This window comes from Corynebacterium mycetoides (assembly GCF_900103625.1).
GTDB lineage: Bacteria > Actinomycetota > Actinomycetes > Mycobacteriales > Mycobacteriaceae > Corynebacterium > Corynebacterium mycetoides.
In genome coordinates, this window is the sequence record NZ_LT629700.1 from 379,176 (window position 1) to 404,759 (window position 25,584).

The following is a 25,584-nucleotide window of genomic DNA, read 5'->3' on the forward strand; positions in this document are numbered from 1 at the left end:
CTTATGTTAGCAAACGCTTCGCTCAATCGGCGGTCCTCGCGCCCGCGCGATGGTTGGAGCGAAACGCGCGCGGTGCATTATCGTTGACAGCCATGTCAACGATTCGCCCGGCGAAAGCCGAAGATGCAGCAGAGATCCTCGCCATGATCACCGAGCTCGCGGAGTACGAAAAGGAGCGGGACGCGGTCGTGGCGACGCAGCAGGACATCACCGAACACCTCTTCGCCGACAACCCCCGGGTGTTCGCGCACGTCGCGGAGGACGACGGCCGCATTGAGGGCATGGTCATCTGGTTCGTCAACTTCTCCACGTGGGAGGGGCGCCACGGGATCTGGGTCGAGGACCTCTACGTCCGCGAATCCTCCCGCGGCAAGGGGCTGGGCACTCAGCTACTCCAGGCGCTGGCGCGCATTGCGGTGGACAACGACTACCGCCGCGTGGAGTGGTCGGTGCTGAAGTGGAACGCGCCGTCGATAGGCTTTTACTCCTCGCTGGGGGCCAAGGACATGGGGGACTGGCAGACGATGCGTCTCGACGGCCAGGCCCTCAACGTCATGGGCAGCTAGCGCTGGAACGGCTCCGGGTTCTTTACTTCCTCGCCCGCGCGCACGGGCCGCGGGTCGGTCACGCCGGAGGCGTAGGGGGAGCCGCCGAAGCGCCCGCGGTCGTGCTTCTCGGCCAGCCACGCCAGGTCGGGGCCGAGTGGCACCACGCCGGTGGGGTTCACCTCGGCGTGCGTGATGTAGTAGTGCTGTTTGATCTCGGTGAAGTCGGTCGTGTCGCCGAACCCCGGGAGCTGGAAGAGCTCCTGCAGGTAGCCGCGGAGGTTGACCGTCTCGGAGATCTTGGTGCGCGAGGCCTTGAAGTGCCCGTAGTAGACGGGGTCGAAGCGCACGAGGGTGGGGTAGAGGTAGATGTCGGCGAGCGTGATCTGGTTGCCCACAAGGTAGCGCTGCTGCCCGAGGCGTTCCTCCAACCAGTCCAGGTTCTCCCACAGTTCGTGGTACGCCTCCTCGTAGGCCTCCTGGGTGGCGGCGAAACCGCAGCGGTAGACGCCGTTGTTGACGTACGTGTACACGCGGTTGGACACCTCGTCGATCTCAGCGCGCAGGTGCTCGGGGTAGAGGTCCGGCGCGCCCTCGCGGTGGAAGTCGGTCCACTCGTTGTTGAAGTCGACTGGGATCTGCCGAAACCAGTTGGTGACCACCTTGTTGGTGCCTACCTCGACGATCGCGGGCACGGTGATGCCCTTGGGGTAGCCGGGGAAGCGGTTCTCGTAGGCGTCCTTGAGACGGTGCAGGCCGGTCACGGGGTCCTTGTCGCCGGGGTCGACGTCGAACACCCAGGAGTCGGCGTCGTGCGTGGGGCCGGCGAGCCCGAGCGAGATCGCGTCCTCGAGGCCGAGCAGGCGGCGCGTGATCATCGTGCGGTGCGCCCACGGGCAGGCCCGCGCGGCCATGAGCCGGTAGCGGCCGGCCTCGACGGGCCAGAGTTCGCCGTTACCGTCATGCTGTGTGCCACGCTGCTTATCGACGTCTTTGACGATGCGGTCCTCAATATACGTGGTGTCGCGCTCGAAGGCGCCGTCGGCGGAGGCGTTCTGGGGCGGCTTCTTCCAATCTTTTTTGTCCATAGGCTCGAGTATCCACCAAAAACGATGACATGTCAACGAAAACCGGGGTCGGGGGCGCGCCGGTCGTGCTCCCGCGCAATGCGCGTGGACTGCAATAAGTTGCTCAGTATGGCAAACAACAATCACCGTGACGTGACCCCGGACGACTTCACCAACTTCGAGGACGTGCCCACCTACAACGAGGCGGGCTCCACTTCCCACATCCAGGCTGACCGCCGCCCCAACATCCCCAACATCTACGAGCGCACCGGGAAGGCGGCGCCGACCGAGGTGTTCCCGCGCTCGGCGCCGCAGGCACCAGCGGCGCCAGTGTCGCCAGCGGCGCCGGAGACCACCGTGCACGAGACTGTGACTATCGACCGCCACCCGGTGGGGATCGACCCCGCGGCCGCACCCGGCGAGACACCCACCTACGCCGAAGTGCCCGCCACGACCGTGGAGCCCGTGCGCCGCGGAACCATCGACCTCGGACTACTCCTTCTGCGCCTCGTCCTCGGCGGCTACCTGGTGTTCCAATCCATCCAGACGTTCTTCCGCCTCGGTACCTCCGCAGGGATCACCGGGCTCGAGAACGCGTTTAGCGCCTACGCCTACGGCGACGTCCTCGCGGTCGTTGTCCCCACGCTCGAGCTCGCCGCCGGGGTGTTCATCCTCCTCGGTCTACTCGGCCCCGCCGCGGCGATGGTGGCCGTGGCCGTGACCGGGTTCATGGCCGCGCACGCCGTCGCATCCTCAGGGGCGGGAGCGAACCCGCTCAACTGGGAGGCGGCGGTATGGCTGCCCGTGCTCCTGCTCGGCATTTCGCTGGTGCACCAGTTCACGGGCCCCGGCCTCTACGCCGTGGACTCAGGACGCGGCTGGGCTCGCCGCCCGCGCGCGTCCTCGTGGATCTTCGCTGTCCTCGGCATCGTCGCCGCGGCGCTCCTGTGGTGGTTCGGAACCGGCATCAACCCCTTCGCCTAGGCGCGGGACCCTGCGCAAGGCCACGGCCAACGCGGCGAGAAGGGCGAACGACAACCACACGTAGTCGGAAACGAGGAACTTCTCCCACAGCGCGATATTGTGGACGGGAATCTTCTCCCCGAACCACCACTTCGGCGGGTAGGTCACCACGGCGAGGGTGTACAGCGCCATCACGGCGGTCAATCCCACGGGCCAACGCAGCACGGTGGCGCAGCGCAACCACGCCACCGGCAGGATCAGCGCGAGCCAGACCCAGTGGTGGGACCAGGAGACGGGGGAGATGAGGAGCATCACCACGGCGTTGACCAGGGTGGCGTCGACAAGCAGGCCCCGGCGGATGCACGCCACCATGAGCCAGGCACCCAGGCCGATGGTCGCAAGCGCGAGGGTGAACCAAATGAGGTTTGATTCCAGCGCATGCGCCTCGAGAGAATCCGCGCTGCCGTAGAAGCGCATCACCATGCTCTTGAGCGAACTGTTGGACTGGTAGGTGGTGTCCACGCCGAACCTGGACGTTGTGCCCATGCCTAACAGTGTGCCGCCAAAATACTCCACGGTCGCGTCCCACCGAACAAGCGCGGCCAGAAGCGTGGCGGACGCGCAGGACACCCCGGCGGCGACAATCGCGCGCACGTCCCTGCGCAGCAGGAAATACAGCAGCATGGCCAGCGGGGTGATCTTGATCGCGGCCGCAATGCCGATGAGGCTGCCCTGCGGGAGCCAGCGCCTGCGGGGCACGAGATCGAGCACGACAAGCGCCATGATCGCGATGTTGATCTGCCCGTACATCGCGTTGAGGCGCACGGGCTCGGAGCTCACACCCAAAGCCCACGCGACTGCCGTACCTGCGACGAGTTCCCGGCGGGTGAGTCTGCCGCCGGCCGCGGCGCGCAGCACGAACCACATGCACGGCAGCAGCAGCGCCGCCGACAGGCCGATGACGAAGTTCCCGGCGGCGTCGTCAGGCAGCCAGCTGGCCAGCGCCAGCGGCGAGAGGACAAGCGCGCCGAACGGGGGGTAGATGAACGGCAGCGCGATGCTCCCCGCGTACATCGGTTTCGAGTACACGGGGAGCCCGTCCAGGAAGGCGCGGGCGCCCTCCCGGTAGATGATGGTGTCCAGCGGGAAGGTCGTGGACAGCATCAAAGCGACAGCCGCCGCGCATCCGAGGAGCGCGGAGGCAACTGTCAGGGCAGTCAGCAGGTGGGTTCTCCCCCGCGTCAGCCTAGTCCACCTGGCGCACGGCTCCCTTATCGGCGGAGGTGGCCATCTTGGCGTAGGCGCGCAGCGCCTTGGACACCTCGCGGGTGCGGTTCGGGGTCCACGGGCGCTCGGAGGCCTCCATAGCCGCGCGTCGCTCGGCGAGGACCTCGTCGTCCACATCCAGGCGGATCTCGCGGTTTGCCACCGAGATGGAGATGATGTCACCGTTCTCGATCAACGCGATCGACCCGCCGTGCGCCGCCTCAGGGGAGATGTGCCCGATGGACAGGCCGGAGGTTCCGCCGGAGAAGCGGCCGTCGGTGATCAGCGCGCACTTGGTGCCCAGACCGGCTCCCTTGAGGAAGGAGGTCGGGTGCAGCATCTCCTGCATGCCCGGCCCGCCGGAGGGGCCCTCGTAGCGGATGACCACGACCTCGCCCTCCTGCACCTCTCGGTTGAGGATGATGGAGACGGCCTGCTCCTGGGAGTCGACCACGCGAGCGGGGCCGCTGAACTCCCACAGGCCTTCCTCGACGCCGGCGGTCTTCAACACGGCGCCGTCCGGCGCGATGTTGCCGCGCAGGACCACCAGGCCGCCGTCGGAGGTGAAGACGTGGTCGGCGTCGCGGATGACACCCCTGGCCGAGTCTGTGTCCAGGGAGTCCCAGCGCGAGGACTGGGAGAACGCCTCGGTGGTGCGCTGCCCGCCGGGAGCGGCGTGGTAGAGCTCGACGGCCTCATCGAGCGGGGACTCGGCGCGGATGTCCCAGTCGGAGAGCCACTCGTCGAGGGAGGGGTAGGCAACCGTGTGGACGTCCTTGTTCAACAGCCCCGCGCGGTTGAGCTCGCCCAGGATCGCGGGGATGCCGCCGGCGCGGTGCACGTCCTCGACGTGCGCGTCGCCGTTGGGCGCGACCTTGGACAGGCAGGGGACCTTGTGGGAGAGCTCGTCGATGTCGGCCAGGTCGAAGTCGATGCCGCCTTCCTGGGCGGCGGCGAGGACGTGCAGGATGGTGTTGGTCGACCCGCCCATGGCCATGTCCAGGGCCATGGCGTTGCGGAACGCCTGCTGGGAGGCGATGGAGCGAGGCAGGACCGACTCGTCGCCCTCCTTGTAGTAGCGGTTGCACAGCTCCACGATGGTCTCGCCAGCCTTCTCGAACAGGGCGCGGCGTGCGGTGTGGGTGGCCAGGGTGGTGCCGTTGCCGGGCAGCGACAGCCCGAGGGCCTCGGTGAGGCAGTTCATGGAGTTGGCCGTGAACATGCCGGAACAGGACCCGCAGGTGGGGCAGGCGTTGTTGGCGATGGAGTCGAGCTCGGAGTCGCTGACGGAGTCGTCGGCGGACAGCGAGATGGCGTCGATGAGGTCGGACTTCGGCTTGGTCACGCCTCCGACGGAGAACGCCTTGCCGGCCTCCATCGGCCCACCCGAGACGAAGACGGCGGGAATGTTCAGGCGCATCGCGGCGTTGAGCATGCCCGGCGTGATCTTGTCGCAGTTGGAGATGCAGACCATCGCGTCGACGGTGTGGGCGTTGATCATGTACTCCACCGAGTCGGTGATGACCTCGCGCGACGGCAGGGAGTAGAGCATGCCGGAGTGGCCCATGGCGATGCCGTCGTCCACGGCGATGGTGTTGAACTCTTTGGGGACGCCGCCGGCGGCGCGGACGGCCTCGGCGACGATGTCACCGACGTTTTTCAGGTGAACGTGGCCGGGCACAAACTGGGTGTAGGAGTTTACGATGGCAACGATCGGCTTGCCGAACTCTTTTTCTTGGGTGCCTGTTGCGCGCCACAGAGCGCGAGCACCCGCGGCCTGGCGGCCGACGGTGGTAACCCGTGAGCGGAGGGGGATCATTGCGCTTTACTCCTCGGTGATTGAATTGCTGTCTGACTTGTGTGTGCTGGTGGGCCTAGGTCCCGGGATATCCGGATGGCCGCTGAGGTACTCCTCGTACTCGTCGGTGCTGAGCAGTACCTTGCGTCCTTCACGGTTGATAATCTCGTACTTACCATCGGCGGCTTCGGCGGCGCCGGTGATCACATCGGTGATGCGTCCTCCGGAGGCCTCGGAAAGCTCAGGGATGGTGTTAAACACTACGCCCGGCATGGAGATTTTATTCCTGCCGTGTGTGGCGGCGGATGCCGTAGCGCCGGTGAACGCGATGCCGGCGAGATCGTCCCACGCGATCGAGACTGCCGGGCGCAGGGGGCGTTTTACCCGGATTCCCGTGCCGTCGACCGTGGTGGACGAGCCGTAGACCCACACGAGGTAGGCCGCGGGGATGATGAGGAACCAGCCGAGTACGAGCGGGGCCCAGGCGATCCCGATGAGCGCGATGCCCGTCATGAGCACGATCGCGAGGACGTGTTCGCGGGAGGGCCGGAAAACCCGGGGGGAATCTGTCATGTGTACATGCTAGCCAACGGGAGTTTGCGCCTGCGAAGTGGGAGCCTCGCTTGTCGACGCCCCCTCCGACGCGCCCGTCAGCTCAGCCGGCGTTTCCGTGGCCGCAGGCGCCCGGGGTGTTTCCTCCGCGTCCGGCGCATCCGTGGGTGCGGGGGTCTGCGACCTGTCAGCCGGAGGCGTTGTGGGCGCAGGTTCCGTCGCCGAGGTCCGCGCGGTCGACGGGCGCACAGGGGTGGGTGTCGCGCTCGGCTGCGGTTGCTCCTGCGTCGTCTCCTCGGCGGGGGTGTCGCGTGGCGGGGCCAGCCATCCCCGCCCGGTGCCTGAGCCGTCGGGGTCGAGCGTGAGCCCACGGAGCACGAGCAGGACGGCGAAGGCGGCGAGCAGGAGGAACGTCGACAAGCGCATGGCTCCCCCGAAGGCCATGCGCGGCATCGGCTTGTCGCCCGCGGAATCGACGATGGCATCGGTGTCGTCGGTGGCGGGGTCGTGTTCCGGCTCGACGGGGGAGACGACGTCGTCATCGTTGCGCACGGGTCTGATGGGGTGCATGAACTCGGTCGGCGGGAAAGCGTCGGCGGCCTCAAACTGCTCCGTCAACTCCGTGTGGTCGACGACGTGGTCGAGCCGCGTGCCCTCTATGGTGGTCGCGGAGCCGTACTCCTCCCAGAATTCGTTGAGGATGGACACGCGGATGGCACGCTCGACCATCCACTGGCTCAACGGCTCGACGCGGACGATGAACCGCATGTCCACCGTCCACGGCATACCCACGGTTGTCGGCGGGTTGACGTCCACGGCGGGGTGGACGGAGAGCTCGCCCAAGACCTTCGGGCGGATGTCCGCCCGGTTCAGCGCGCGTCGCGCGGCGGACTCCGAGCGCGCCACGGCCTCGTCCGCGCTGGAGGAGCCGAGTAGCGGCACGGGGATGACCACCACAGCGTTCGACCAATAGTTTGACTGATTGATGCAGATCCGCGCCGTGGAGTTGGGGATGTTGATCGTGGCCTGCTCCATCGTGCGGATCTGGGTGGCGCGCATGGTGATCTGGATAACGTCGCCGGACACCTTGATGCCGTTGCCTTCGAAAGTGACGAAGTCGCCCACGCCGTACTGCTTTTCGGTGAGGATGAAAAAGCCCGCCAGGAAGTCGGCGATGATGCTCTGCGCGCCAAAACCGACGGCGGCCGAGACCACGGTCGCCGGGATGGCCGCCCCGGCGAGGGAGAACCCGACCTGCTGCAGGAAGAAGATGAGAATGAGGAAGAACGCGATGCCCTGGGCGATGTAGATGCCCACGCCGGCGAGAGCGAGTTGGCTCTTCGATTCGTCCGCGTCGGGCAGTGCGTCGGCGCGGCGCTCGGCGACGCGGCCGAGGAAACGCCCCGCGCGGGGCACGAGCATGGCGAGCAGGATGAGCAGGGCGAGGTTGATGCCGGTGTCGGCGAGCCAGCGCCACGCCTGAACGGCGATGTATTCGAAGAGCATAGTGCTTCCCTAGGGTAGCGGGGGAGGCCAACCTGTTGAGTAACAAATATCTGGGCAATGTGTATGATGTGGGCATGATCAATATGCGACTAGTAGTAATTATTCCGGTGCGGCGCTTGCCGTAGCGGTCTGATCTTCTGCTCAGTCCCACAACAAGCGCCCTCGACAGCACACGCGTGCTGGCACGAGGGCTTTTGTTTTGGTCTCCCTCTCCAGTCTCCCCCCTCCACCCGCTGAACCTTAAAGGAGCTATCTCACGTGGCAGCTTCCAAAAAGCCCTCCAAGAAGGCGCCGCACAAACACGACGAGGTTGTCGGCCCCGAACGCATGACCGGCGCCGACGCCGTGGTGCGCAGCCTCGAAGCGCTGGGTATCGACACCGTCTTCGGACTCCCCGGGGGCGCGGTGCTTCCGCTCTACGAGTCCCTCTTCGCCGCCGAGAAGCTCCGCCATGTTCTCGTGCGCCACGAGCAGGGCGCGGGCCACGCGGCCTCCGGGTACGCCCAGGCGTCGGGCAAGGTCGGCGTGTGCATCGCCACCTCCGGCCCGGGAGCGACGAACCTGGTCACCCCGCTGGCCGACGCCTACCTCGACTCCGTTCCCGTGATGGCCATTACCGGGCAGGTCGGCTCTCCGTTGATCGGCACCGACGCCTTCCAGGAGGCGGACATCCGCGGCATCACCATGCCGATCACCAAACACAACGTCATGGTCCGCAGCCACGAGGAGATCCCGGCAGCCATCGCCGAGGCCCACCACATCGCCTCGACGGGGCGCCCGGGTCCGGTTCTGGTGGACATTCCCAAGGACGTCCAGAACGCCGAGTTCGACTTCACGTGGCCGCCGGCGCGCGACCTGCCCGGCTACAAGCCGAACACCAAGCCGCACTCCCGCCAGATCGTGCAGGCGGCGAAGATGATCGCGGCCGCCAAGCGCCCCGTCCTCTATATCGGCGGCGGCGTGGTTAAGGCGGGAGCGCACGAGGAGCTGCTGGCGTTCGCGAACGAGACCGGGGTGCCGGTGGTGACCACGCTGATGGCGCTCGGCGTGTTCCCACAGTCCCACCCGCTCTACATGGGCATGCCGGGCATGCACGGCTCCGTGCCCGCGGTGGGGGCCCTGCAGGAGGCCGACCTGCTCATCGCCATCGGCACGCGTTTCGACGACCGCGTCACCGGGGACACAAGCACCTTCGCGCCGGGGGCGAAGACCATCCACGCGGACATCGACCCCGCCGAGGTGGGCAAGATCCGCGCGGTCGACGTCCCGATCGTCGGCGACGCGAAGCGTGTCCTGGAGCAGCTGCGCGACGTGTTCAAGGACGGCAAGGCCCACGCGCCGTCGATTAGCGGCTGGATCGACCGCCTCAACGAGCTCAAGGAGCACTTCCCGCGCGGCTACGACCCGCAGTCGGACGGTTCGCTGTCGCCGCAGTTTGTCATCGAGACGCTCGCGGCGCAGGTGGGTACGGACGCCATTTACGTCGCGGGCGTCGGCCAGCACCAGATGTGGGCGGCGCAGTTCCTCAACTTTGAAAAGCCGCGCACCTGGCTCAACTCCGGCGGCCTGGGCACGATGGGCTACGCCATCCCGGCCGCGCTCGGCGCGAAGGCCGCCGCCCCGGACAAGGAAGTCTGGGCGATTGACGGCGACGGCTGCTTCCAGATGACCAACCAGGAGATCACCACCGCCGCCATCGAGGGCTTCCCCTTCAAGGTCGCCCTGATCAACAACGGCAACCTGGGCATGGTGCGCCAGTGGCAGACCCTCTTCTACGACGGCCACTACTCGCACACCAAGCTCGGCGGGGAGACATACGTGCCGGACTTCGTCAAACTGTCCGAGGCGCTCGGCGCCGAGTCGATCCGGGTGACCACCGAAGAGGAGGTCATCCCCGCGATCCAGCGCGCCCGCGAGATCAACGACCGCCCCGTCGTCGTGGAGTTCATCGTGGGGGAGGACGCCCAGGTGTGGCCGATGATTTCCGCGGGGGCCTCCAACTCCGACATCCAGTACGCGCTGAACATCCGCCCCTTCTTCGACCTCGAGGAGTCCGCGGGCGAGGCGCCGGAGGACATCGACGACGTGGTTGACGTCGAGGCCGCCGAGAAGTCCGAGACCGAGAAGTGCGAGACCGAGAAGGGAAACTGACATGAACCACGATGAGACCACCCGCAACATCTTGTCCGTCCTCGTGCTCGACACGGACGGCATCATCACCCGCGTGACCGCGCTGTTTACCCGCCGCGGCTACAACCTGGTCTCCCTGGTCTCCGCCAACACGGAGACGGAGGGTGTCAACCGCCTCACCATCGTCGTCGACGCGACCGAGTACCACATCGAGCAGATCACCAAGCAGCTCAACAAGCTCATCCAGGTGCTCAAGGTCGTTCGGCTTGACGACGACAACACCATCGCGCGCTCCCTTCTCCTGGTTAAGGTCAACGCCGACAACTCGAACCGCCCGCAGGTGGTGGACGCGGCGAACATCTTCCGCGCGCGCGTGGTGGACGTGGCGCCCCAGTCCGTCGTCATCGAGGCCACCGGAACCCCGTCGAAGTTGCGCGCCTTCCTAGACGTGATGGAGACCTTCGGCATCCGCGAGCTGGTGAGCTCCGGTCAGGTGGCGCTAAACCGCGGGCCCAAGGCTCTCGGCACGTCCAAGTAGCGCGAACCGGCCGCGGGGCCGGGGGCGCGTATGGCATAATTTGAAATATCCGTCTCACATACTAAGAAAGGTACGTGGTTCATCCATGGCAATCGAAGTCTTCTACGACAAGGACGCCGACCTCTCCCTCATCCAGGGCAAGAAGGTCGCCGTGATCGGCTACGGCTCCCAGGGCCACGCCCACGCCCAGAACCTCCGCGAGTCCGGAGTCGAAGTCGTCATCGGGCTGCGCGAGGGCTCCAAGTCCGCAGAGAAGGCGAAGGAGGCCGGCTTCGAGGTGAAGTCCAACGCGGACGCCGCCGCGTGGGCCGACGTGATCATGCTGCTCGCCCCGGACACCTCCCAGGCGGAGATCTTCACCAACGACATCGAGCCGAACCTCAACGACGGCGACGCTCTGTTGTTCGGACACGGTCTGAACATCCACTTCAAGCTCATCAAGCCGGCCGACAACATTACGGTCGCCATGGTCGCCCCGAAGGGCCCGGGCCACCTGGTGCGCCGCACCTTCGTCGACGGCAAGGGCGTGCCCGCGCTCATCGCCGTCGAGCAGGACCCGACCGGCGACGGCCAGGCGCTCGCCCTGTCCTACGCCGCGGCGATCGGCGGCGCCCGCGCCGGCGTCATCCCCACCACCTTCGAGGCCGAGACCGTCACCGACCTCTTCGGCGAGCAGGCTGTCCTTTGCGGCGGGCTGGAGGAGCTGATCATGAACGGCTTCGACGTCCTCACCGAGGCCGGTTACGAACCGGAGATGGCCTACTTCGAGTGCCTGCACGAGATCAAGCTCATCGTGGACCTGATCTACGAAGGCGGCATCGCCAACATGAACTACTCCGTGTCGGACACCGCGGAGTTCGGCGGCTACCTCTCCGGCCCGCGCGTCGTGGACGAGGGTGCGAAGGAGCGCATGCGCGACGTGCTCAAGGACATCCAGTCCGGCGAGTTCACCCGCCGCCTGGTCGCCAACGTGGAAAACGGCAACACCGAGCTCGAGGGTCTGCGCGAGCGCATCGCGCAGCACCCGATTGAGAAGACCGGTGCGCAGCTGCGCGACATGATGAGCTGGGTCAAGAACCCGCTCACCGACACCGCTCAGTAAGAATTGCTGCACATACCCGTCGCCCTTCGTGGGTGGCGGGTTTCGTCGTTGGTGGGGGTGTGGGGGTTCCCGGGTGGAGTCCGCAATGCGGAGTGGTCACTCTGCCGCTGCGGAGTTTGTAGAGTAGTCACTCTGGCGCTGCGGAGTTTGTAGAGTCCGTAATGCGGAGTCGGGACGACCGTGAAGTTGAACATCGGCAACCAGGGCTGCGTGTGGAGTCCGCAATGCGGAGTTGGGGTGGGGTTTGATTGAGTGTTGGTTAGCGGGGGCCGGGTGGAGTCCGCAATGCAGAGTGCGCGGGATCCGTCAACACCCAGGTGGCTTTCTGTGCAGTGTTTTCACAGTTTGCCTTTACTGCTGCAGAGTCCGCAATGTAGAGTCCGCAATGCGGAGTCGGGGCGACCGTGAAGTTGAGCGTCGGCAAGCAAGGCTGCCGGCAGAGTCCGCAATGCGGACTGGCCACTCTGCCGCTGCAGAGTGCGTGGAGTCCACGGAGTTCGCAATGCGGACTCACATCCGCGCAAATCGCGCCCACCTCACGCGCCCACAACAAAACCCCGCGCCCTGCGCGAGCAGGATGCGGGGTCGAGTTCTACGGGCCGGGGTGGCCACGGCTAGAAACTAGTTGGTGGGAGCTGCGCTCTCGACGGCGTCGCCAGCGTTTTCGGCTGCGCTCTCAGCGGCGTTGCCAGCGCTCTCGGCCGGGTTAGCCGGCTCGGACTCGCCGCTGACCACTGCGGTCTCGGTGACGTTCTCGGTCTCGGTGGCGACAACGGAGGTGGAGGTCTCGCCGGTGGTGGCGGGCTCGTCGTCGTTGTTGCTGAACAGGGACCACAGCAGCCAGCCGATGAGCAGCAGGGCCAGGAGGCCGAGCAGCCACTTCCACCAGCCACCGCCCTCGTTCTCGGTCACGGCGGTGGAGCCGGCGGTGGCGCTAGTGGTAGCGGGGGTGGTGGTCTTCTCGACACGGGTAACGTCAGCGTTCGCGACGGCATCCTTGTCCAGGTTACGGGGGTCCTTCGGATCCGGGGTGGGGTTCTGGTTAGTCATGAAAATGTCCTTCCGTCTAAAGCGATTTATCGTGTCCGCTAGGGCAATCGTCCGACTGCGATCTTCCAGTTGAATAACTGTCCGCCCGCAGTGGACTGCCTAACTAGGCTAACAAAATCTTAAGCACCTCTGCGCTCACGGTTGTGTAACGAAGCCGCAATAGGCAGTATTCGCCCTACTCAGGAAAGGTTTCCTGGACAAAGTGACATTTTCAATAGCTTGTCATTTACCGTGTTTTCCATCTAGAGTGTGTCGCATGAGCCACACACACGAGCACTCGCCAGCACACGCGCCGCGTCGCGCTCTGCTGACGGCGCTCGCGATCACCGCGACAGTGTTCTTCGTTGAGTTCGTCGGTGGCTACCTCTCCGGCTCCATGGCTCTGATGGCGGATTCGATGCACATGCTCTCGGATTCGGCGGGCCTGATGATCGCGGTCATCGGCACACTGATCAGCCAGCGCGCCTCCACCGCCGTGGCCACGTACGGCTTCGCCCGCGCCGAGGTTCTCACAGCGCTCGTCAACGCGGTCTCCGTCATCGCCGTGACGGTGTGGATCGTCGTCGAGGCGCTGTCGCGATTGCGCGACCCAGCCCCGATTCACACGCGCACGATGATGCTCGTCGCACTGATCGGCCTCGTCGCCAACGCCGCCTCAGCCGTCGTCCTGCACCGCCACAAAGAGGGATCGATCAACGTCCGCGGCGCCTTCCTGCACGTCATCGTCGACCTGCTCGGCTCCGTCGCAGTCCTCGCAGCAGGCGCCGTGATCGCGCTCACCGGGTTCACCCCGGCCGATGCGATCGCCTCGCTACTCATCGCCGTGCTTGTTGTGCCGCGCGCCTGGCAGCTGCTCCTCCAATCGCTACGCGTCCTTTTGGAACAAGCCCCGCGCGGCTTCGCGACGCAGCGCATCGAGCCCACCCTGCGAAGCATCGACGGCGTCATTGATGTCCACGACGTTCACGTCTGGTCCCTCGGCGGCTCCGACGTCGTGGTCACGGCCCACCTCGTCGCGCACGAAGACGCGCCCCGCGGCCCGCTTCTCGACGCCGCCCAGCAGCGCCTCACCGACCTCGGCGTCGACCACCCGACAATCCAGGTGGAGCTGCCAGGCCACACCGATCACGAGCGCGCGTGCGGCGCCTCGCTTGGCAGGTAGAGCTGTCCCTTTTGTCTTAGAGTGTGGGGCATGGGCTTTACCACGCCGAGCTACTCGCTGTCCGACCTTTTCGCACGCGTTCACCGCGGCGAGCTTCAGTTGCCCGATTTCCAGCGCGAATACACTTGGGACGTCGACCGCGTCCGCACCCTCGTCACCTCTGTCCTGCGCGGCTACCCGATCGGGTCGCTGCTCGCCCTCGACACCCGCAACGTCGCCCCGCGCTTCAAATCGCGCCCGCTCGACGGCGCCCCGCAAGCCCAGGTCCAGCCGGGGCTTTTGCTTCTCGACGGTCAGCAGCGCCTGACGTCGCTCTTCCACGCTTTCAGCGGCGACGGTGTCGTACCCACCGTCGACTTTCTAGGAAACCGCATCTCGAGGCGCTTCTTCGTTGACATCCGCCGCGCCGTCTCCGCGCAACCGCTGCCGGTGGAGGCCGTCTTCGCCGTGGATACTAACGGCGACGTCCGCTCCCACTTCGGCCCGGCGATTAGCGGCGGGCTCAACACCCGCGAGGGCATGCTCGAGCACGGCGTTATCCCTGTCTCGGCGCTGCTCAACGACGACGCCAACACCCTGCTGTTTGATCTCGCGGCCGCCACGGAGGACCCGCAGATGCGCGAGGCCGCCGCGGCGTTCGAATCGCGCGTGGTCAGCCAGCTTCCCGCCTACGACATCCCCCTGGTGCGCATCGACCGCGACACCTCGCTCGTGGGCATCGGCCAGATCTTCGCCCACGCCAACTCGGCGGGCGTGCAGATGGACGTTTTCGAGCTTCTGACAGCAACGTTTGCGCTCCAGGACCCTGAGTTTGTTGTAGTGGAGCACTGGGCGGGCGTCGAAAAGCAATTGCGCGAACACCCAGCGCTGGACAACATCGGCCGAATTGAGTTTCTGCGCGCAATGTCGCTGTTGATTACCGGACGGCGCGGCCCCGCCCGCGGGCACCGCGGGGACATCCTCAGCATCGACCTCGAGGGCTACCTCGCCCACGCCGACGAGGTCGCTGCCGGTTTCGCGGCCGCGGCCGAGTTCCTCGCCGAGCGCAGGATGCTCACCACCGACCAAGTCCCGTACACCGCGCAGCTGGTCACCCTCGCCGTCCTGCTCGCGCGGCTGGCGGATCGCCCCGGGGTGCTAGACAACGAGCAGTCGCGCGACCGCCTCAACCGCTGGTTCTGGTCGGGCGTGTTCGGTGAACTTTACGGCGCGCATTCGCCCATCATCCGCGCCGGGGCGGATGTCGACGAAGTTACGCCCTGGGTGATGGGGGAGACAGACACCACCCCGCGCACCGTCGAGGACGCACGCTGCACTCGCGCGCGCATCGTCTCCGCGGGGCCCGATTCCGGCGTCTACCGCGGCCTGTTTGCGCTGCTCATGGCCCGCGACGCGCGTGATTGGCGCACCGGCCAAGCCTTCGAATGTGACACCATGGAGCGGCTCGAGCCCACCTTCGAACTGGTCTTTCCGCGCGGGGTGTGTGACACCCGCGGGGTCGATCCGCAGTTCGCGGAGTCGGTGGTCAACCGCACGCCGATGGGTGTGCGCACCCGCATTTTCATCGAGGGCAACGAGCCGAAGCGCTACCTGCCGAGGCTGCAGTCAAAGTGCCTGATGGAGGACGCCGAGTTCGACGCGATGCTCGCCGCCCACGAGATCAATCCGCGGACGCTGTTCGCGTCGGACGTCGATACGTTCATGCGCGAGCGCCTTGATCGCCTGGCCACGATCATCGAGCACGCGATGGGCAAGCCGGTGGACGAAAGCTAGCGCCGCCTCCTTCCATGAACCGCCCCACCATTGTTGCCCCTTTCATCGCCGCCGCGTTGGCGCTAAGCGCCTGCTCGTCCGGGCCTGCGGCATCGCCGCTTGACGACGCCCGCACGCAGAACCAGGCCCGCCACGTCGCCGAGCGCTTCGCGCCGCACCCGGTTGTCCTCGACGACCCGTACGGGTTCGAGACCTCCCGGCTGTTCTTCCCGGCCTCGGAGACGGTCGTGGTCACCGACTCCACCCCGCAGGCCCAGCTGCGCGGCGCATCGATCGCGGTGACGGCGCACGCACCGCTTCTGGTCTACGCCCCTGAGCGCCACGGTGAGGTGCTCGGGGAGATTCAGCGCCTCGGGGCCCACACGGTGCTCACCATCGGCGACGTCGCCTTCGCTCCCGCCAGCGGGCAGGTCACAGTCCAGCGCGACCCCGGCGGGCTCGACGCCCTGCACACAATGACGAGCCTGGAGTTTGACGTCCGCGACATCGAGGACACCGCCGATGCGCGCGAGACGGTCGCCGCGGTCGCCTCACTGGCCGGCAATCCGCCTGTGTGGCTGCGCACGCTCGAGGCCCCGGCGACGAAACCGGGGGCGCAGGCCGCGCCCTTCCCGCTGCAGTCGCGCCGGGACGCAGACATGGCACCTGTGGTCGTCGCTACGCCCGCGAGCCCGCTGCCCGCGGTGAGCAACGCCCGCAGCTTCGGCGCCCGCGTCGCGGTCGTCGACGAGCCCGACCCGCGGCAGTCGCGCGAAACCCTGCTCGCGCTCGCCGGGCTGGCGAACGAGCCTCTGATTGCGCTGGGCCCGGAGTTTGGCACGGAGCAGGAACTTTCGCGGCACATCATGCAGGCTGAAGAATATTATTAATTGTGCGGTGTTTCGCCGCGCCGCCGGGGAGGTTACGATAAACAACGTCCTTTTGCTCCCGCCGTTTAACCCAGGAGATCATCGCAGTGTCCAAACCAGTCGTGCTCATTGCTGACAAGCTCGCCCCTTCCACCGTCGACGCGCTCGGGGACGCCGTGGAGGTGCGCTGGGTGGACGGTCCGAACCGACCCGAGCTGCTGGCTGCCGTCCCGGAGGCGGACGCGCTGCTCGTCCGTTCCGCCACCACCGTCGACCGCGAAGTTATTGAGGCCGCCACGAACCTGAAGATCATCGGCCGCGCCGGCGTGGGCCTGGACAACGTCGACATCGACGCCGCCACCGAGCGCGGCGTGATGGTGGCCAACGCCCCGACCTCCAACATCCACTCCGCCTGCGAGCACGCCATCGCGCTGCTGCTGGCCACCGCGCGCCAGATTCCGGCCGCGGACAAGACGCTGCGCGACGCCGAGTGGAAGCGGTCCGCGTTCCAGGGCGTGGAGGTCTTCGGCAAGACCATCGGCATCGTCGGCTTCGGTCACATCGGGCAGCTCTTCGCCCAGCGCCTCGCCGCGTTCGAGACCACCATCATCGCCTACGACCCGTACGCCAACCCGGCGCGCGCGGCCCAGCTCGGGGTGGAGCTCGTGGAGCTGGAGGAGCTCATGGCCGCTTCCGACTTCGTCACCATCCACCTGCCGAAGACGAAGGAGACCGCGGGGATGTTCAACGCGGACCTGTTGTCCAAGGCCAAGGAGGGCCAGATCATCATCAATGCCGCGCGCGGCGGGCTTGTCGACGAGCAGGCGCTCGCCGACGCCATTGTGGCCGGCCGCATCCGCGGCGCCGGATTCGACGTCTACGCCACCGAGCCGTGCACGGACTCGCCCCTGTTCGCCCTCGACCAGGTTGTTGTCACCCCCCACCTGGGCGCCTCCACCGTCGAGGCGCAGGACCGCGCCGGCACCGACGTGGCGGAGTCCGTGCTCAAGGCGTTGCGCGGCGAGTTCGTCGCGGACGCGGTCAACATCGTCGGCGGGCGCGTGGGCGAGGAGGTTGCCTCCTGGCTCGACCTCGCCCGCAAGCTCGGGCTGCTGGCCGGCAAACTGCTCGAGGCGGCCCCGGTCTCCCTGCGCGTCAGCGCGCGCGGGGAACTGTCCACCGAGGACGTGGACACCCTGGGCCTCTCTGCCGTGCGCGGCCTGTTCTCCGGCATCACGTCGGAGACCGTGACCTTTGTCAACGCCCCCACGATCGCGCAGGCGCGCGGCCTGGAGTACACCGTGGACACCCAGACCCAGGCGCGCAGCCACCGCAGCGACCTCGAGGTGCAGGTCGTGTCCTCGACCGGCGAGGTCGCCACCGTCACGGGCGCGCTGACCGGCCTGGAGCGGGTGGAGAAGATCGTCAACATCAACGGGCGCGGCGTGGACATGCGCGCCGAGGGCCGCAACCTGTTCCTGCGCTACACCGACGCCCCGGGTGCGCTGGGCAAGGTGGGCAGCCAGCTCGGCGAGGCCGGCATCAACATCGAGGCGGCTGCCATGACCCAGATCTCCAGAGGTGACGGCGCCGCCCTGATCCTGCGCGTTGACCGCGAGGTGCCGGAGGAGTTGGAGGCCTCCATCGCGGAGTCGATCGAGGCCAGCTCCATCCAGCTCGACCTGGATTAGCGTTTTACCCCCTTTCCATCTCTAATTATGAGACGATTTGTCTCACTAGATAGATCGCCCATGAGAGGAAGGGGACACCTTGAGCACAGTGGTGCACGGCCTAAACGGAGCCGAACGCCTGGAAATTTCCAGGACGGACGACGGCAAAGAGCACGTCGTCGGAGTGAAGCCGGACAAGGTGATCGGCGCGAAGGAACGTGTTGTCATCGCCGTGGCGGCGGTCCTCGCGGCCCTCGGATGGGGCGCGCTGGCACTCAACCGGGACGAGGAGGTCAGCTCGGTGTGGCTGGTATTCGCGGCCATCGGATCCTACATTATCGGCTTTACGCTCTACGCCCGGCTGATTGAGTACAAAGTGGTCAGGCCGCGCAATAACCGCGCCACGCCCGCGGAGTACGTCAATGACGGCAAGGACTTCGTGCCGACGGACCGCCGCGTCCTCTTCGGCCACCACTTCGCCGCCATCGCCGGCGCCGGCCCGCTGGTCGGCCCCGTCATGGCCGCGCAGATGGGCTACCTCCCGGGCACGCTGTGGATCATCATCGGCGTAATCTTCGCCGGCGCGGTGCAGGACTTCCTGGTTCTGTGGGTCTCCACCCGCCGGCGCGGGCGCTCCCTGGGGCAGATGATTTCGGACGAAGTCGGCCGCGTCGGCGGTATTGCGGGCATCTTCGCCACCATGGTCATTATGATCATCATCATCGCGGTCCTCGCGCTGATCGTGGTCAACGCCCTGGCCGATTCGCCGTGGGGCGTGTTTTCCATCGCCATGACCATCCCGATCGCGCTGCTTATGGGCTGCTACTCGCGGTTCATCCGCCCCGGCCGGATCGCCGAGGTCTCCACCATCGGCGTTGTCCTGCTGCTCGCCGCCATCATCGGCGGCGGCTACGTCGCCGACACCGCGTGGGGGGCGGAGGCCTTCACCCTGTCCAAGACGACGCTCGCGGTCGCGATCATCATCTACGGAATCGTCGCGGCGATCCTGCCTGTCTGGTTGCTGCTCGCCCCGCGCGACTACCTGTCCACCTTCATGAAGATCGGCGTGGTCGCCCTGCTCGCCGTGGCCATCGTCATCGACCGCCCGATGATCCAGATGCCGGCGATCACCTCCTTTGCGGTCGAGGGCAACGGCCCGGTATTCGCGGGCTCGCTCTTCCCGTTCCTGTTCATCACCATCGCCTGTGGCGCTTTGTCCGGGTTCCACGCCCTGATCTCGTCCGGCACGACTCCCAAACTTGTGGAAAAGGAGTCCCACCTGCGCACCATCGGCTACGGCGCAATGTTGGTGGAGTCGTTCGTGGCCATCATGGCGCTGATCACCGCGGTGATTTTGGACCGCCACCTGTACTTCGCCGTCAACTCCCCGGCGGCGCTGACCGGCGGGACCCCCGAGGGCGCCGCGGAGTTCGTCGGCACGCTGAACCTGCCGGGCGATCCCGTGACCGCCCAGCAGCTCGTGGACACCGCGAGCGCGATCGGCGAGGCGACCGTGGTCTCGCGCACCGGCGGCGCGCCCACCTTCGCCCTCGGCATGTCGGAGATCATGACGAACGTTCTCGGCAGCGCCGCACTGCAGGCGTTCTGGTACCACTTCGCCATCATGTTTGAAGCCCTGTTCATCCTCACCACGGTCGACGCCGGCACCCGCGTGGCCAGGTTCATGATGTCGGACACGCTGAGCCACATTCCCGGGCTGCACAAGTTCAAGGACCAGTCCTGGACGCTCGGGTCGTGGATCTCCACCGTCGTTGTATGCGTGCTGTGGGGCGCGATCCTCATCATGGGGGTCACCGACCCGCTGGGAGGCATCAACGTGCTCTTCCCGCTGTTCGGCATCGCCAACCAACTGCTCGCGGCCATCGCGCTCACCCTGGTGACGGTGGTCATGGTGAAGAAGGGCCTGTACACGTGGGTGTGGATTCCGGCCGTGCCCCTCGTGTTCGACCTCGTGATCACCTTGACGGCGAGCTGGCAGAAGATCTTCCACTCTGACCCGGCCATCGGCTACTTCGCGCAGAACGCGCGCTTCCGTGACGCCAGGGCGCAAGGCCTCAGCGAGTTCGGCACCGCCACAACCCCCGAGGCCATCGGCGCGGTAATCCGCAACACCTACATCCAGGGCGTGCTGTCCATCCTGTTCGCCTCACTGGTCATCGTTGTGGTGTTAACGGCGCTCATCGCCGTCGTCAAGGCGGTGCGCCTGCGCGCCACGGGCGAGCCCGTGCCCACCAGTGAAGAACCGGACCACCCGTCGACCTTGTTCATCCCGCGCGGGATGGCCGCCAGCACAGACGAGAAGCGCGTGGCCGAGGAGCTCGGGCTCACCTTCGCCGTAAGCGGGGGTGCGCACTAGATGGCCGCGAAGATCCTCTCCTCCGTCGCCTGGTACATCAAGGAGCTCATGGGCGATAACGACTACAAAAAGTACTGCGCCCACCTCGCCGCCCACCACCCCGGGGAGACACCCCCGACCGAGAAGGAGTTTTGGAAGGCCCGCTGGGCGGAGCAGTCGCTGAACCCCGGCAGCCGCTGTTGCTAGCGCTGTTAAGATTGTCACGAAGTCCACAATGTGAGAAAGGAATCCCACACATGAAGATCGCTGTCATCGCGGGCGACGGCATCGGCACGGAGGTCATGGCGGAGGGGCTCAAAGTCCTCCATGCCGTGCGCGACGATGTCGAGACCACAGAGTACGACCTCGGGGCGCGCCGCTACCTGCGCAATGGCGAACTGCTCACCGAAGCCGACCTGGAGAGCCTGCGCGCCCACGACGCGATCCTGCTCGGGGCCGTCGGTGACCCGGAGCAGGTTCCCGCCGGGGTGCTCGAGCGCGGCCTCCTGCTCCCGCTGCGCTTCAAGCTCGACCATTTCGTCAACCTGCGCCCGTCGCGGCTCTACCCCACGGCGGTGAGCCCCCTGGCCAACCCGGGCAACATCGATTTCGTGGTCGTGCGCGAGGGCACCGAGAGCCTCTACGCCGGCAACGGCGGCGTCCTGCGCGCCGACACCCCCCACGAGGTGGCGTGCGAGGTCTCGCAAAACACCCGCTTCGGCGTCGAGCGCGTCGTGCGCCACGCGTTCGACCTGGCCATGACACGCCGCAAGCACGTCACGCTGGTGCACAAGACCAACGTGCTGGTCAACGCGGGCGGGCTGTGGCAGAAGACGGTTGACGCCGTGGCCGCCGAGTACCCCGAGGTGACGGTGGACTACAACCACATCGACGCCACGACCATCTACATGGTCACCGACCCGCAGCGCTACGACGTCATCGTCACCGACAACCTCTTCGGCGACATCATCACGGACCTCGCGGGCGCCGTCACCGGCGGAGTCGGCCAGGCCTGCTCGGGCAACATCGACGCCTCCCGCGCCAACCCGTCGATGTTCGAACCCGTCCACGGATCGGCCCCGGACATCGCGGGCAAGGGGATTGCCGATCCCACCGCCATGATCCTGTCGGTGGCCATGATGCTGCGCTGGTGCGGCGACGCCCCCGGCGCGGAACGGATCGAGGCCGCGGTCGCCGACGATGTCGCCGCGCGCGGTGCCGGCCCCGTCGTCACCGCCGAGGTGGGTGACCGCATCGCCCGGGCCGTGGCGTAGGGTAGTGCAAAATACTCCCGGATTAAGAAAAGCCTTATATGACCCCCTCCTCAACCCGCTCCCGCGTCACCGCCCGCGCTCTCGGCGCCCTTACGGTCTCGACCGCACTGCTCCTTAGCGCCTGCTCCCAAGGCGACGGGGCGAAGGCGGGCCTCCAGGAGGAGAAGAGGCTGGAGACCCACGGCCCTGAGGTGCTTGCCGACGGCGACGGCACCGGAGCGGACGTGTCGCGGCGCCTGTTTGAGAAGGCGGACGCAGTCGTCGTGGCGCAGCCGAACCGGGAGGACGAGCTCACGGCGGCCAGCGTGGCGGCATCGCTGGGCGCCCCGATGCTCGTGCGCGTCCCCGGCGCCGAGGCGGCCGTGGACGCCGAGATCGACAGGCTTGGCGCCGGGGGCGACATCCGCGTGATCGAGGTGCCCGGCCAGGACGAAGCCGTCGCGCAAGCTGCGCCCGTAGCCTCGGGCGCCCCGGACGACGATGTCGCCGCGATCGCGGGGCTGCCGGCGGAGAAGCCGGTGGACCTCGTGCTCCCGCCGATGCTGGCCACGCCCGAGACCTCGCGGGCGGCGGCCGCCACGGCGCGCGCGGCCGGAGCCGAGGTGGACGTGATCGGGCTCGCCGACCCGCGCCTGACGTCTGAATCCATGGCCACGGTCACCGGGCAAGACACGCTGGCGCTGGGGCAACAGTGGGGGACGACGGAAGACTTCGCCCACAAGGTCGCGCTCGCGGGCAACGGCGAGCTGCCCGGAGGCGGCGGCCTGGTCTTCCCCGGCCGCCGCATGATCGCGCTCTACGGCCACTCGTTCGCCCCCGAGCTCGGCGTGATGGGGGAGCAGGACCCGGCGGCCGCGGCAGCGCTGGCGACACAGTACGCGCAGCAGTACCAGCCGATGGAGGAGCAGCCGGTGATCCCGGCGTTCGAAATCATCGTCACCGTCGCCTCCGAGTTCCCGGGTGAGGACGGCGACTACTCCAACGAGGCCCCCATCGACACGATCGTGCCGTGGATCGACGCGATCACCGAGGCCGGCGGGTACGCGGTGCTCGACCTGCAGCCGGGCCAGGGCGACTTCCTGCACCAGGCGAAGCTGTACGAGGAGCTTCTTAAGCGCCCCAACGTCGGCCTGGCCCTCGACGCGGAGTGGAAGCTCAACCCGGGCGAGCAACCCTTGTCGCGCGTCGGTTCCGCCACCGCCGCCGAGATCAACCAAGTCGCCGACTGGCTGGCCCAACTCACGCGCGACAACGACCTGCCCCAGAAGGCCTTCGTGTTGCACCAGTTCCAGGTGGCCATGTTCCCCGACCGGGAAAACATTCAGACCGCCCACCCGGAGCTGTCCTACGTGCTGCACGCGGACGGTCACGGCAGCGCGGGCCAGAAGTTCGACACCTGGAACGTCCTGCGCCAGGGCCTCGATCCCAACTTCTTCATGGCGTGGAAGAACTTCATCGACGAGGACCAGCCGATGTTCACCCCCGAGCAGACCTACACGGAGGTTCAACCGCGCCCGTGGTTCGTCAGCTACCAGTAAGGTAGGTGCATGACAGTTGAACTCGACGAGGTCCGCGCCTTCCTCGCCGACCACGAGCCGTTCGCGCACCTGCCCGCCGACACGCTGAGCTGCCTGCCGCAGCAGATGTCGATTACCTACGTGCGCCGCGGCGAGACCGTGATCAACTACGGCGACGTCAACGACACGCTCTACATTATCCGCTCAGGCGCGGTCGACGTGGTGGGACCGGACAACATGCTGCTCGACCGCAGGGACGCGGGCCGGAACTTCGGCTACTCCACGCTTGTCGACGACCCGCGCTCCCGCTACCTCATGGCAGCCGTGGAAGACAGCGTCCTATACATGCTCCCGCGCGCCGCGTTCGCCGAGCTCGTCGAGGCTTTCCCAGAGATGCTGCGGTACTTCGACACGGCCTCACGGCGCGTCAAGGCCGCGGCCGAGGAACTCAAGAAGGGCTCCGGGGCCTCCGACGTGCTGCGCACCCCCGTCTCGGCGTTGGCCGCTGGCGCGCGGCTGGCCACGGTCGACGGGGACACCCCGATCGCCGACTGCGCCCGGCTGATGGACCAGCGCCGGATCTCCAGCCTCGTGGTCACGGGCGGAGCGGAGCCGGGGATCGTCACGGACCGCGACTTTCGTTCCCGGGTCGTTGCCGGCGGCGTCGATACGCGGGCCCCTATCAGGGAGGTCATGTCCTCGCCCGTGGTCACCGTGGACGAGGACGCGCTCGTGTTCGAGGCGATGCTTGCGATGGGCGAGCTCGGCGTGCATCACCTCGGGGTCAGCGGGCCGGACGGAATCGTCGGGGTGATCACCAGCACCGACATCATGCGCCAGCTCCAGACCGACCCCATTTACCTGGCCGCGGACGTGAAAAAGAGCGGGCGGGACGAGCTCGCGGGAGCTTATCGACGCGGCGCGGAGGTGGCGGCGCGTTTCCTCGAGCGAGGGGCGTCCGCCTTCGAGGCGCAGAAGCTGCTCACCAGCGTGGCGGACTCCATCGCCCGCAGACTGTTCACCCTGGGCATCGACGAGCTGGGACCCCCGCCGGTGCCGTTCGCGTTCGTGGCCGTCGGCTCGCAGGCGCGCGGGGAGATGGGGCCGGCCTCCGACCAGGACAACGCGCTGGTGCTGGACAACTCCTACGACCGGGCCGCGCACGGCGACTACTTCGCGCGGCTGTGCGAGTACGTCTGCGCCGGGCTTGCCGACGCCGGCCAGGTCCTGTGCCCCGGCGGCATCATGGCCAGCAACCCCGACTGGCGCATGACGCAGGCGCAGTGGGTAGACACGTTCCACACCTGGGTCACCGCCCCGGAGCCCGACGCGCTGCTCAACGCGCAGGTGTTCTTCGACTTCCGCACGCTCTTCGCCGCAGGCGGCGGCGAGGAGCTGGCCGCGGCGGTGCACGAGTACGCGGTGGGAGCCGCGCGCGGCTCGCAGCGCCTGCACACCCACCTGGCGGCCCTGGCCACCTGGCGCGAACCGCCGATCGGGTTCTTCCGCGGGTTCGTGGTCGAGCGCACAGGGGACTACGCCGACACCCTCGACGTAAAGAAGGGCGGCACCGCCGCGGTGGTGCAAATGGCGCGCCTCTACGCCATCACCGCGGGCGTGAGCGAGGTGGACACGATCGCGCGCATCAAGGCCGCGGCGGGGATCTCCGTTTCCGCCAAGGGCGCCGAGGACCTCCTCGGGGCCTACGAGTACCTGAGCAACTTGGCGTTGACGCACCAGGCGCGCCAGCTGCGCGCCGGGGAGCAGCCGAACTACCACATCGACCCCAAGGCGCTGCCCAGCCGCGAGCGCGACGCCCTGCGCGACGCGTTCGGCGTGATCAAATCTCTGCAGTCCGCGCTAGCCAGCAAGTACCCGGTGAGGTCGGTCTAGATGTTCGGCTTTGGCGCACCGCGCCGCGAGACGGTCGGCGACGCCTTGCTCGCCGTCGACGTGGAAACGACCGGGCTCACACCCGGAAAGCACCAGCTTGTGTCCATCGGGTGGGTGCCGGTCGACGGCCGGGTGATTGACCTGTCCGCAGCGCGCTACTTCGTGTTCTCGGGCACGGCGGTGGGGGACTCCGCAACGATCCACGGCGTGACGGACGATGACATTTCCTCCCACGGTACCGATGCGCGGGTGATCCTGGACGAGTTCTCCCGCGCGCTGGAGGGCCGCAGGCTCTTGGCGCACTTCGCGCAGATGGAGGTCGGTTTCATCAGCCACGCCATGAAGCAGGTGGCGGGGCGGGCGTGGCGGCTGCGGGACCGCGACGTGGTGGACACGTTCGCCTTCGAACGCCGCCACATGGAGCGGATGGGCACTTACCCGCGGGGAGAGGACCTGCGCCTGGCGCGCGTGCGGCAGCGCTACGGCCTGCCCGACTACCGCAACCACAACGCGCTGACGGACGCGATCGCCTGCGCGGAGCTCTACCTAACGCTCACGGTACGGTAGCGTTCCT

The 25,584-nt window shown here is 67.2% G+C and carries 21 protein-coding genes; 15 read left to right on the plus strand and 6 right to left on the minus strand.

Annotated elements, in window-relative coordinates:
• Positions 1 to 92 precede the first annotated feature (92 nt).
• Positions 93 to 566, plus strand: a complete 474-nt coding sequence (locus BLS40_RS01925) for a GNAT family N-acetyltransferase (RefSeq protein WP_092148038.1) — start codon at positions 93 to 95, stop codon at positions 564 to 566.
• Here the strand turns inward: BLS40_RS01925 and BLS40_RS01930 are convergent.
• Positions 563 to 1,633, minus strand: a complete 1,071-nt coding sequence (locus tag BLS40_RS01930; protein WP_092148041.1) for a glutathione S-transferase family protein — start codon at positions 1,631 to 1,633, stop codon at positions 563 to 565. The two genes, BLS40_RS01925 and BLS40_RS01930, sit on opposite strands and share 4 nt — an antisense overlap.
• 108 nt (positions 1,634 to 1,741) lie before the next feature.
• Between BLS40_RS01930 and BLS40_RS10925 the strand changes: the two genes are divergently transcribed.
• Entirely contained in the window at positions 1,742 to 2,596 is an 855-nt protein-coding gene (locus BLS40_RS10925) for a DoxX family protein (RefSeq protein WP_157672428.1), read from the plus strand.
• Here the strand turns inward: BLS40_RS10925 and BLS40_RS01935 are convergent.
• The 4 genes from BLS40_RS01935 to BLS40_RS01950 all read right to left on the minus strand — a co-directional run bounded on the left by BLS40_RS01935 (position 2,480) and on the right by BLS40_RS01950 (position 7,697).
• Entirely contained in the window at positions 2,480 to 3,739 is a 1,260-nt protein-coding gene (locus BLS40_RS01935) for a glycosyltransferase family 87 protein (RefSeq protein WP_092148044.1), read from the minus strand. The genes BLS40_RS10925 and BLS40_RS01935 overlap by 117 nt on opposite strands.
• 82 nt (positions 3,740 to 3,821) lie before the next feature.
• A complete protein-coding gene (ilvD, locus tag BLS40_RS01940) occupies positions 3,822 to 5,660 on the minus strand; it encodes a dihydroxy-acid dehydratase (RefSeq protein ID WP_092148047.1) in 1,839 nt (612 codons plus the stop codon).
• 6 nt (positions 5,661 to 5,666) lie between these two features.
• Positions 5,667 to 6,212 carry a PH domain-containing protein gene (locus BLS40_RS01945; RefSeq protein ID WP_092148050.1) on the minus strand — a complete coding sequence of 182 codons (546 nt, stop codon included), beginning with the start codon at positions 6,210 to 6,212 and terminating at the stop codon, positions 5,667 to 5,669.
• A gap of 9 nt (positions 6,213 to 6,221) precedes the next feature.
• Positions 6,222 to 7,697, minus strand: coding sequence for a mechanosensitive ion channel family protein (locus tag BLS40_RS01950; protein ID WP_092148053.1), 1,476 nt, complete (start codon positions 7,695 to 7,697; stop codon positions 6,222 to 6,224).
• 258 nt (positions 7,698 to 7,955) lie between these two features.
• On the opposite strand from BLS40_RS01950, the gene BLS40_RS01955 reads away from it, so the two are divergent.
• The 3 genes from BLS40_RS01955 (at position 7,956) to ilvC (ending at position 11,467) form a co-directional block, all read left to right on the plus strand.
• Entirely contained in the window at positions 7,956 to 9,848 is a 1,893-nt protein-coding gene (locus tag BLS40_RS01955; RefSeq protein ID WP_092148056.1) for an acetolactate synthase large subunit, read from the plus strand.
• Position 9,849: 1 nt separating this feature from the next.
• Positions 9,850 to 10,365 carry an acetolactate synthase small subunit gene (gene ilvN, locus BLS40_RS01960; protein ID WP_092148059.1) on the plus strand — a complete coding sequence of 172 codons (516 nt, stop codon included), beginning with the start codon at positions 9,850 to 9,852 and terminating at the stop codon, positions 10,363 to 10,365.
• Between the two features lie 85 nt (positions 10,366 to 10,450).
• The gene (ilvC, locus tag BLS40_RS01965; RefSeq protein WP_092148062.1) at positions 10,451 to 11,467 is read left to right on the plus strand and encodes a ketol-acid reductoisomerase; all 1,017 of its coding nucleotides are present in this window, start codon (positions 10,451 to 10,453) and stop codon (positions 11,465 to 11,467) included.
• A 621-nt stretch (positions 11,468 to 12,088) separates the two neighbouring features.
• On the opposite strand, the gene BLS40_RS01970 is transcribed toward ilvC, so the two are convergent.
• Positions 12,089 to 12,517, minus strand: coding sequence for a hypothetical protein (locus BLS40_RS01970; protein ID WP_092148065.1), 429 nt, complete (start codon positions 12,515 to 12,517; stop codon positions 12,089 to 12,091).
• Positions 12,518 to 12,773: 256 nt separating this feature from the next.
• Here BLS40_RS01970 and BLS40_RS01975 point away from each other — a divergent pair, with 256 nt between their 5' ends.
• From BLS40_RS01975 to BLS40_RS02020, 10 genes are all read left to right on the plus strand, one after another.
• Positions 12,774 to 13,679, plus strand: coding sequence for a cation diffusion facilitator family transporter (locus BLS40_RS01975; protein WP_092148068.1), 906 nt, complete (start codon positions 12,774 to 12,776; stop codon positions 13,677 to 13,679).
• Between the two features lie 30 nt (positions 13,680 to 13,709).
• A complete protein-coding gene (locus BLS40_RS01980; RefSeq protein WP_092148071.1) occupies positions 13,710 to 15,452 on the plus strand; it encodes a DUF262 domain-containing protein in 1,743 nt (580 codons plus the stop codon).
• A gap of 14 nt (positions 15,453 to 15,466) precedes the next feature.
• A complete protein-coding gene (locus tag BLS40_RS01985; RefSeq protein ID WP_092148076.1) occupies positions 15,467 to 16,321 on the plus strand; it encodes a hypothetical protein in 855 nt (284 codons plus the stop codon).
• An 86-nt stretch (positions 16,322 to 16,407) separates the two neighbouring features.
• Positions 16,408 to 17,991, plus strand: coding sequence for a phosphoglycerate dehydrogenase (gene serA, locus BLS40_RS01990; protein WP_092148079.1), 1,584 nt, complete (start codon positions 16,408 to 16,410; stop codon positions 17,989 to 17,991).
• A gap of 118 nt (positions 17,992 to 18,109) precedes the next feature.
• A complete protein-coding gene (locus BLS40_RS01995; RefSeq protein WP_407922421.1) occupies positions 18,110 to 20,347 on the plus strand; it encodes a carbon starvation CstA family protein in 2,238 nt (745 codons plus the stop codon).
• On the plus strand, positions 20,348 to 20,533 hold the full coding sequence (locus BLS40_RS02000) for a YbdD/YjiX family protein (protein ID WP_092148085.1): 186 nt from the start codon (positions 20,348 to 20,350) through the stop codon (positions 20,531 to 20,533). It begins immediately after the preceding gene.
• 50 nt (positions 20,534 to 20,583) lie between these two features.
• The gene (locus BLS40_RS02005) at positions 20,584 to 21,600 is read left to right on the plus strand and encodes a 3-isopropylmalate dehydrogenase (RefSeq protein ID WP_092148088.1); all 1,017 of its coding nucleotides are present in this window, start codon (positions 20,584 to 20,586) and stop codon (positions 21,598 to 21,600) included.
• A gap of 38 nt (positions 21,601 to 21,638) precedes the next feature.
• The gene (locus tag BLS40_RS02010; protein ID WP_092148091.1) at positions 21,639 to 23,138 is read left to right on the plus strand and encodes a cell wall-binding repeat 2 family protein; all 1,500 of its coding nucleotides are present in this window, start codon (positions 21,639 to 21,641) and stop codon (positions 23,136 to 23,138) included.
• A gap of 9 nt (positions 23,139 to 23,147) precedes the next feature.
• Positions 23,148 to 25,010 carry a DUF294 nucleotidyltransferase-like domain-containing protein gene (locus tag BLS40_RS02015; RefSeq protein WP_092148094.1) on the plus strand — a complete coding sequence of 621 codons (1,863 nt, stop codon included), beginning with the start codon at positions 23,148 to 23,150 and terminating at the stop codon, positions 25,008 to 25,010.
• A complete protein-coding gene (locus BLS40_RS02020; RefSeq protein WP_092148097.1) occupies positions 25,011 to 25,577 on the plus strand; it encodes an exonuclease domain-containing protein in 567 nt (188 codons plus the stop codon). It begins immediately after the preceding gene.
• The last annotated feature ends 7 nt before the right edge of the window (positions 25,578 to 25,584 follow it).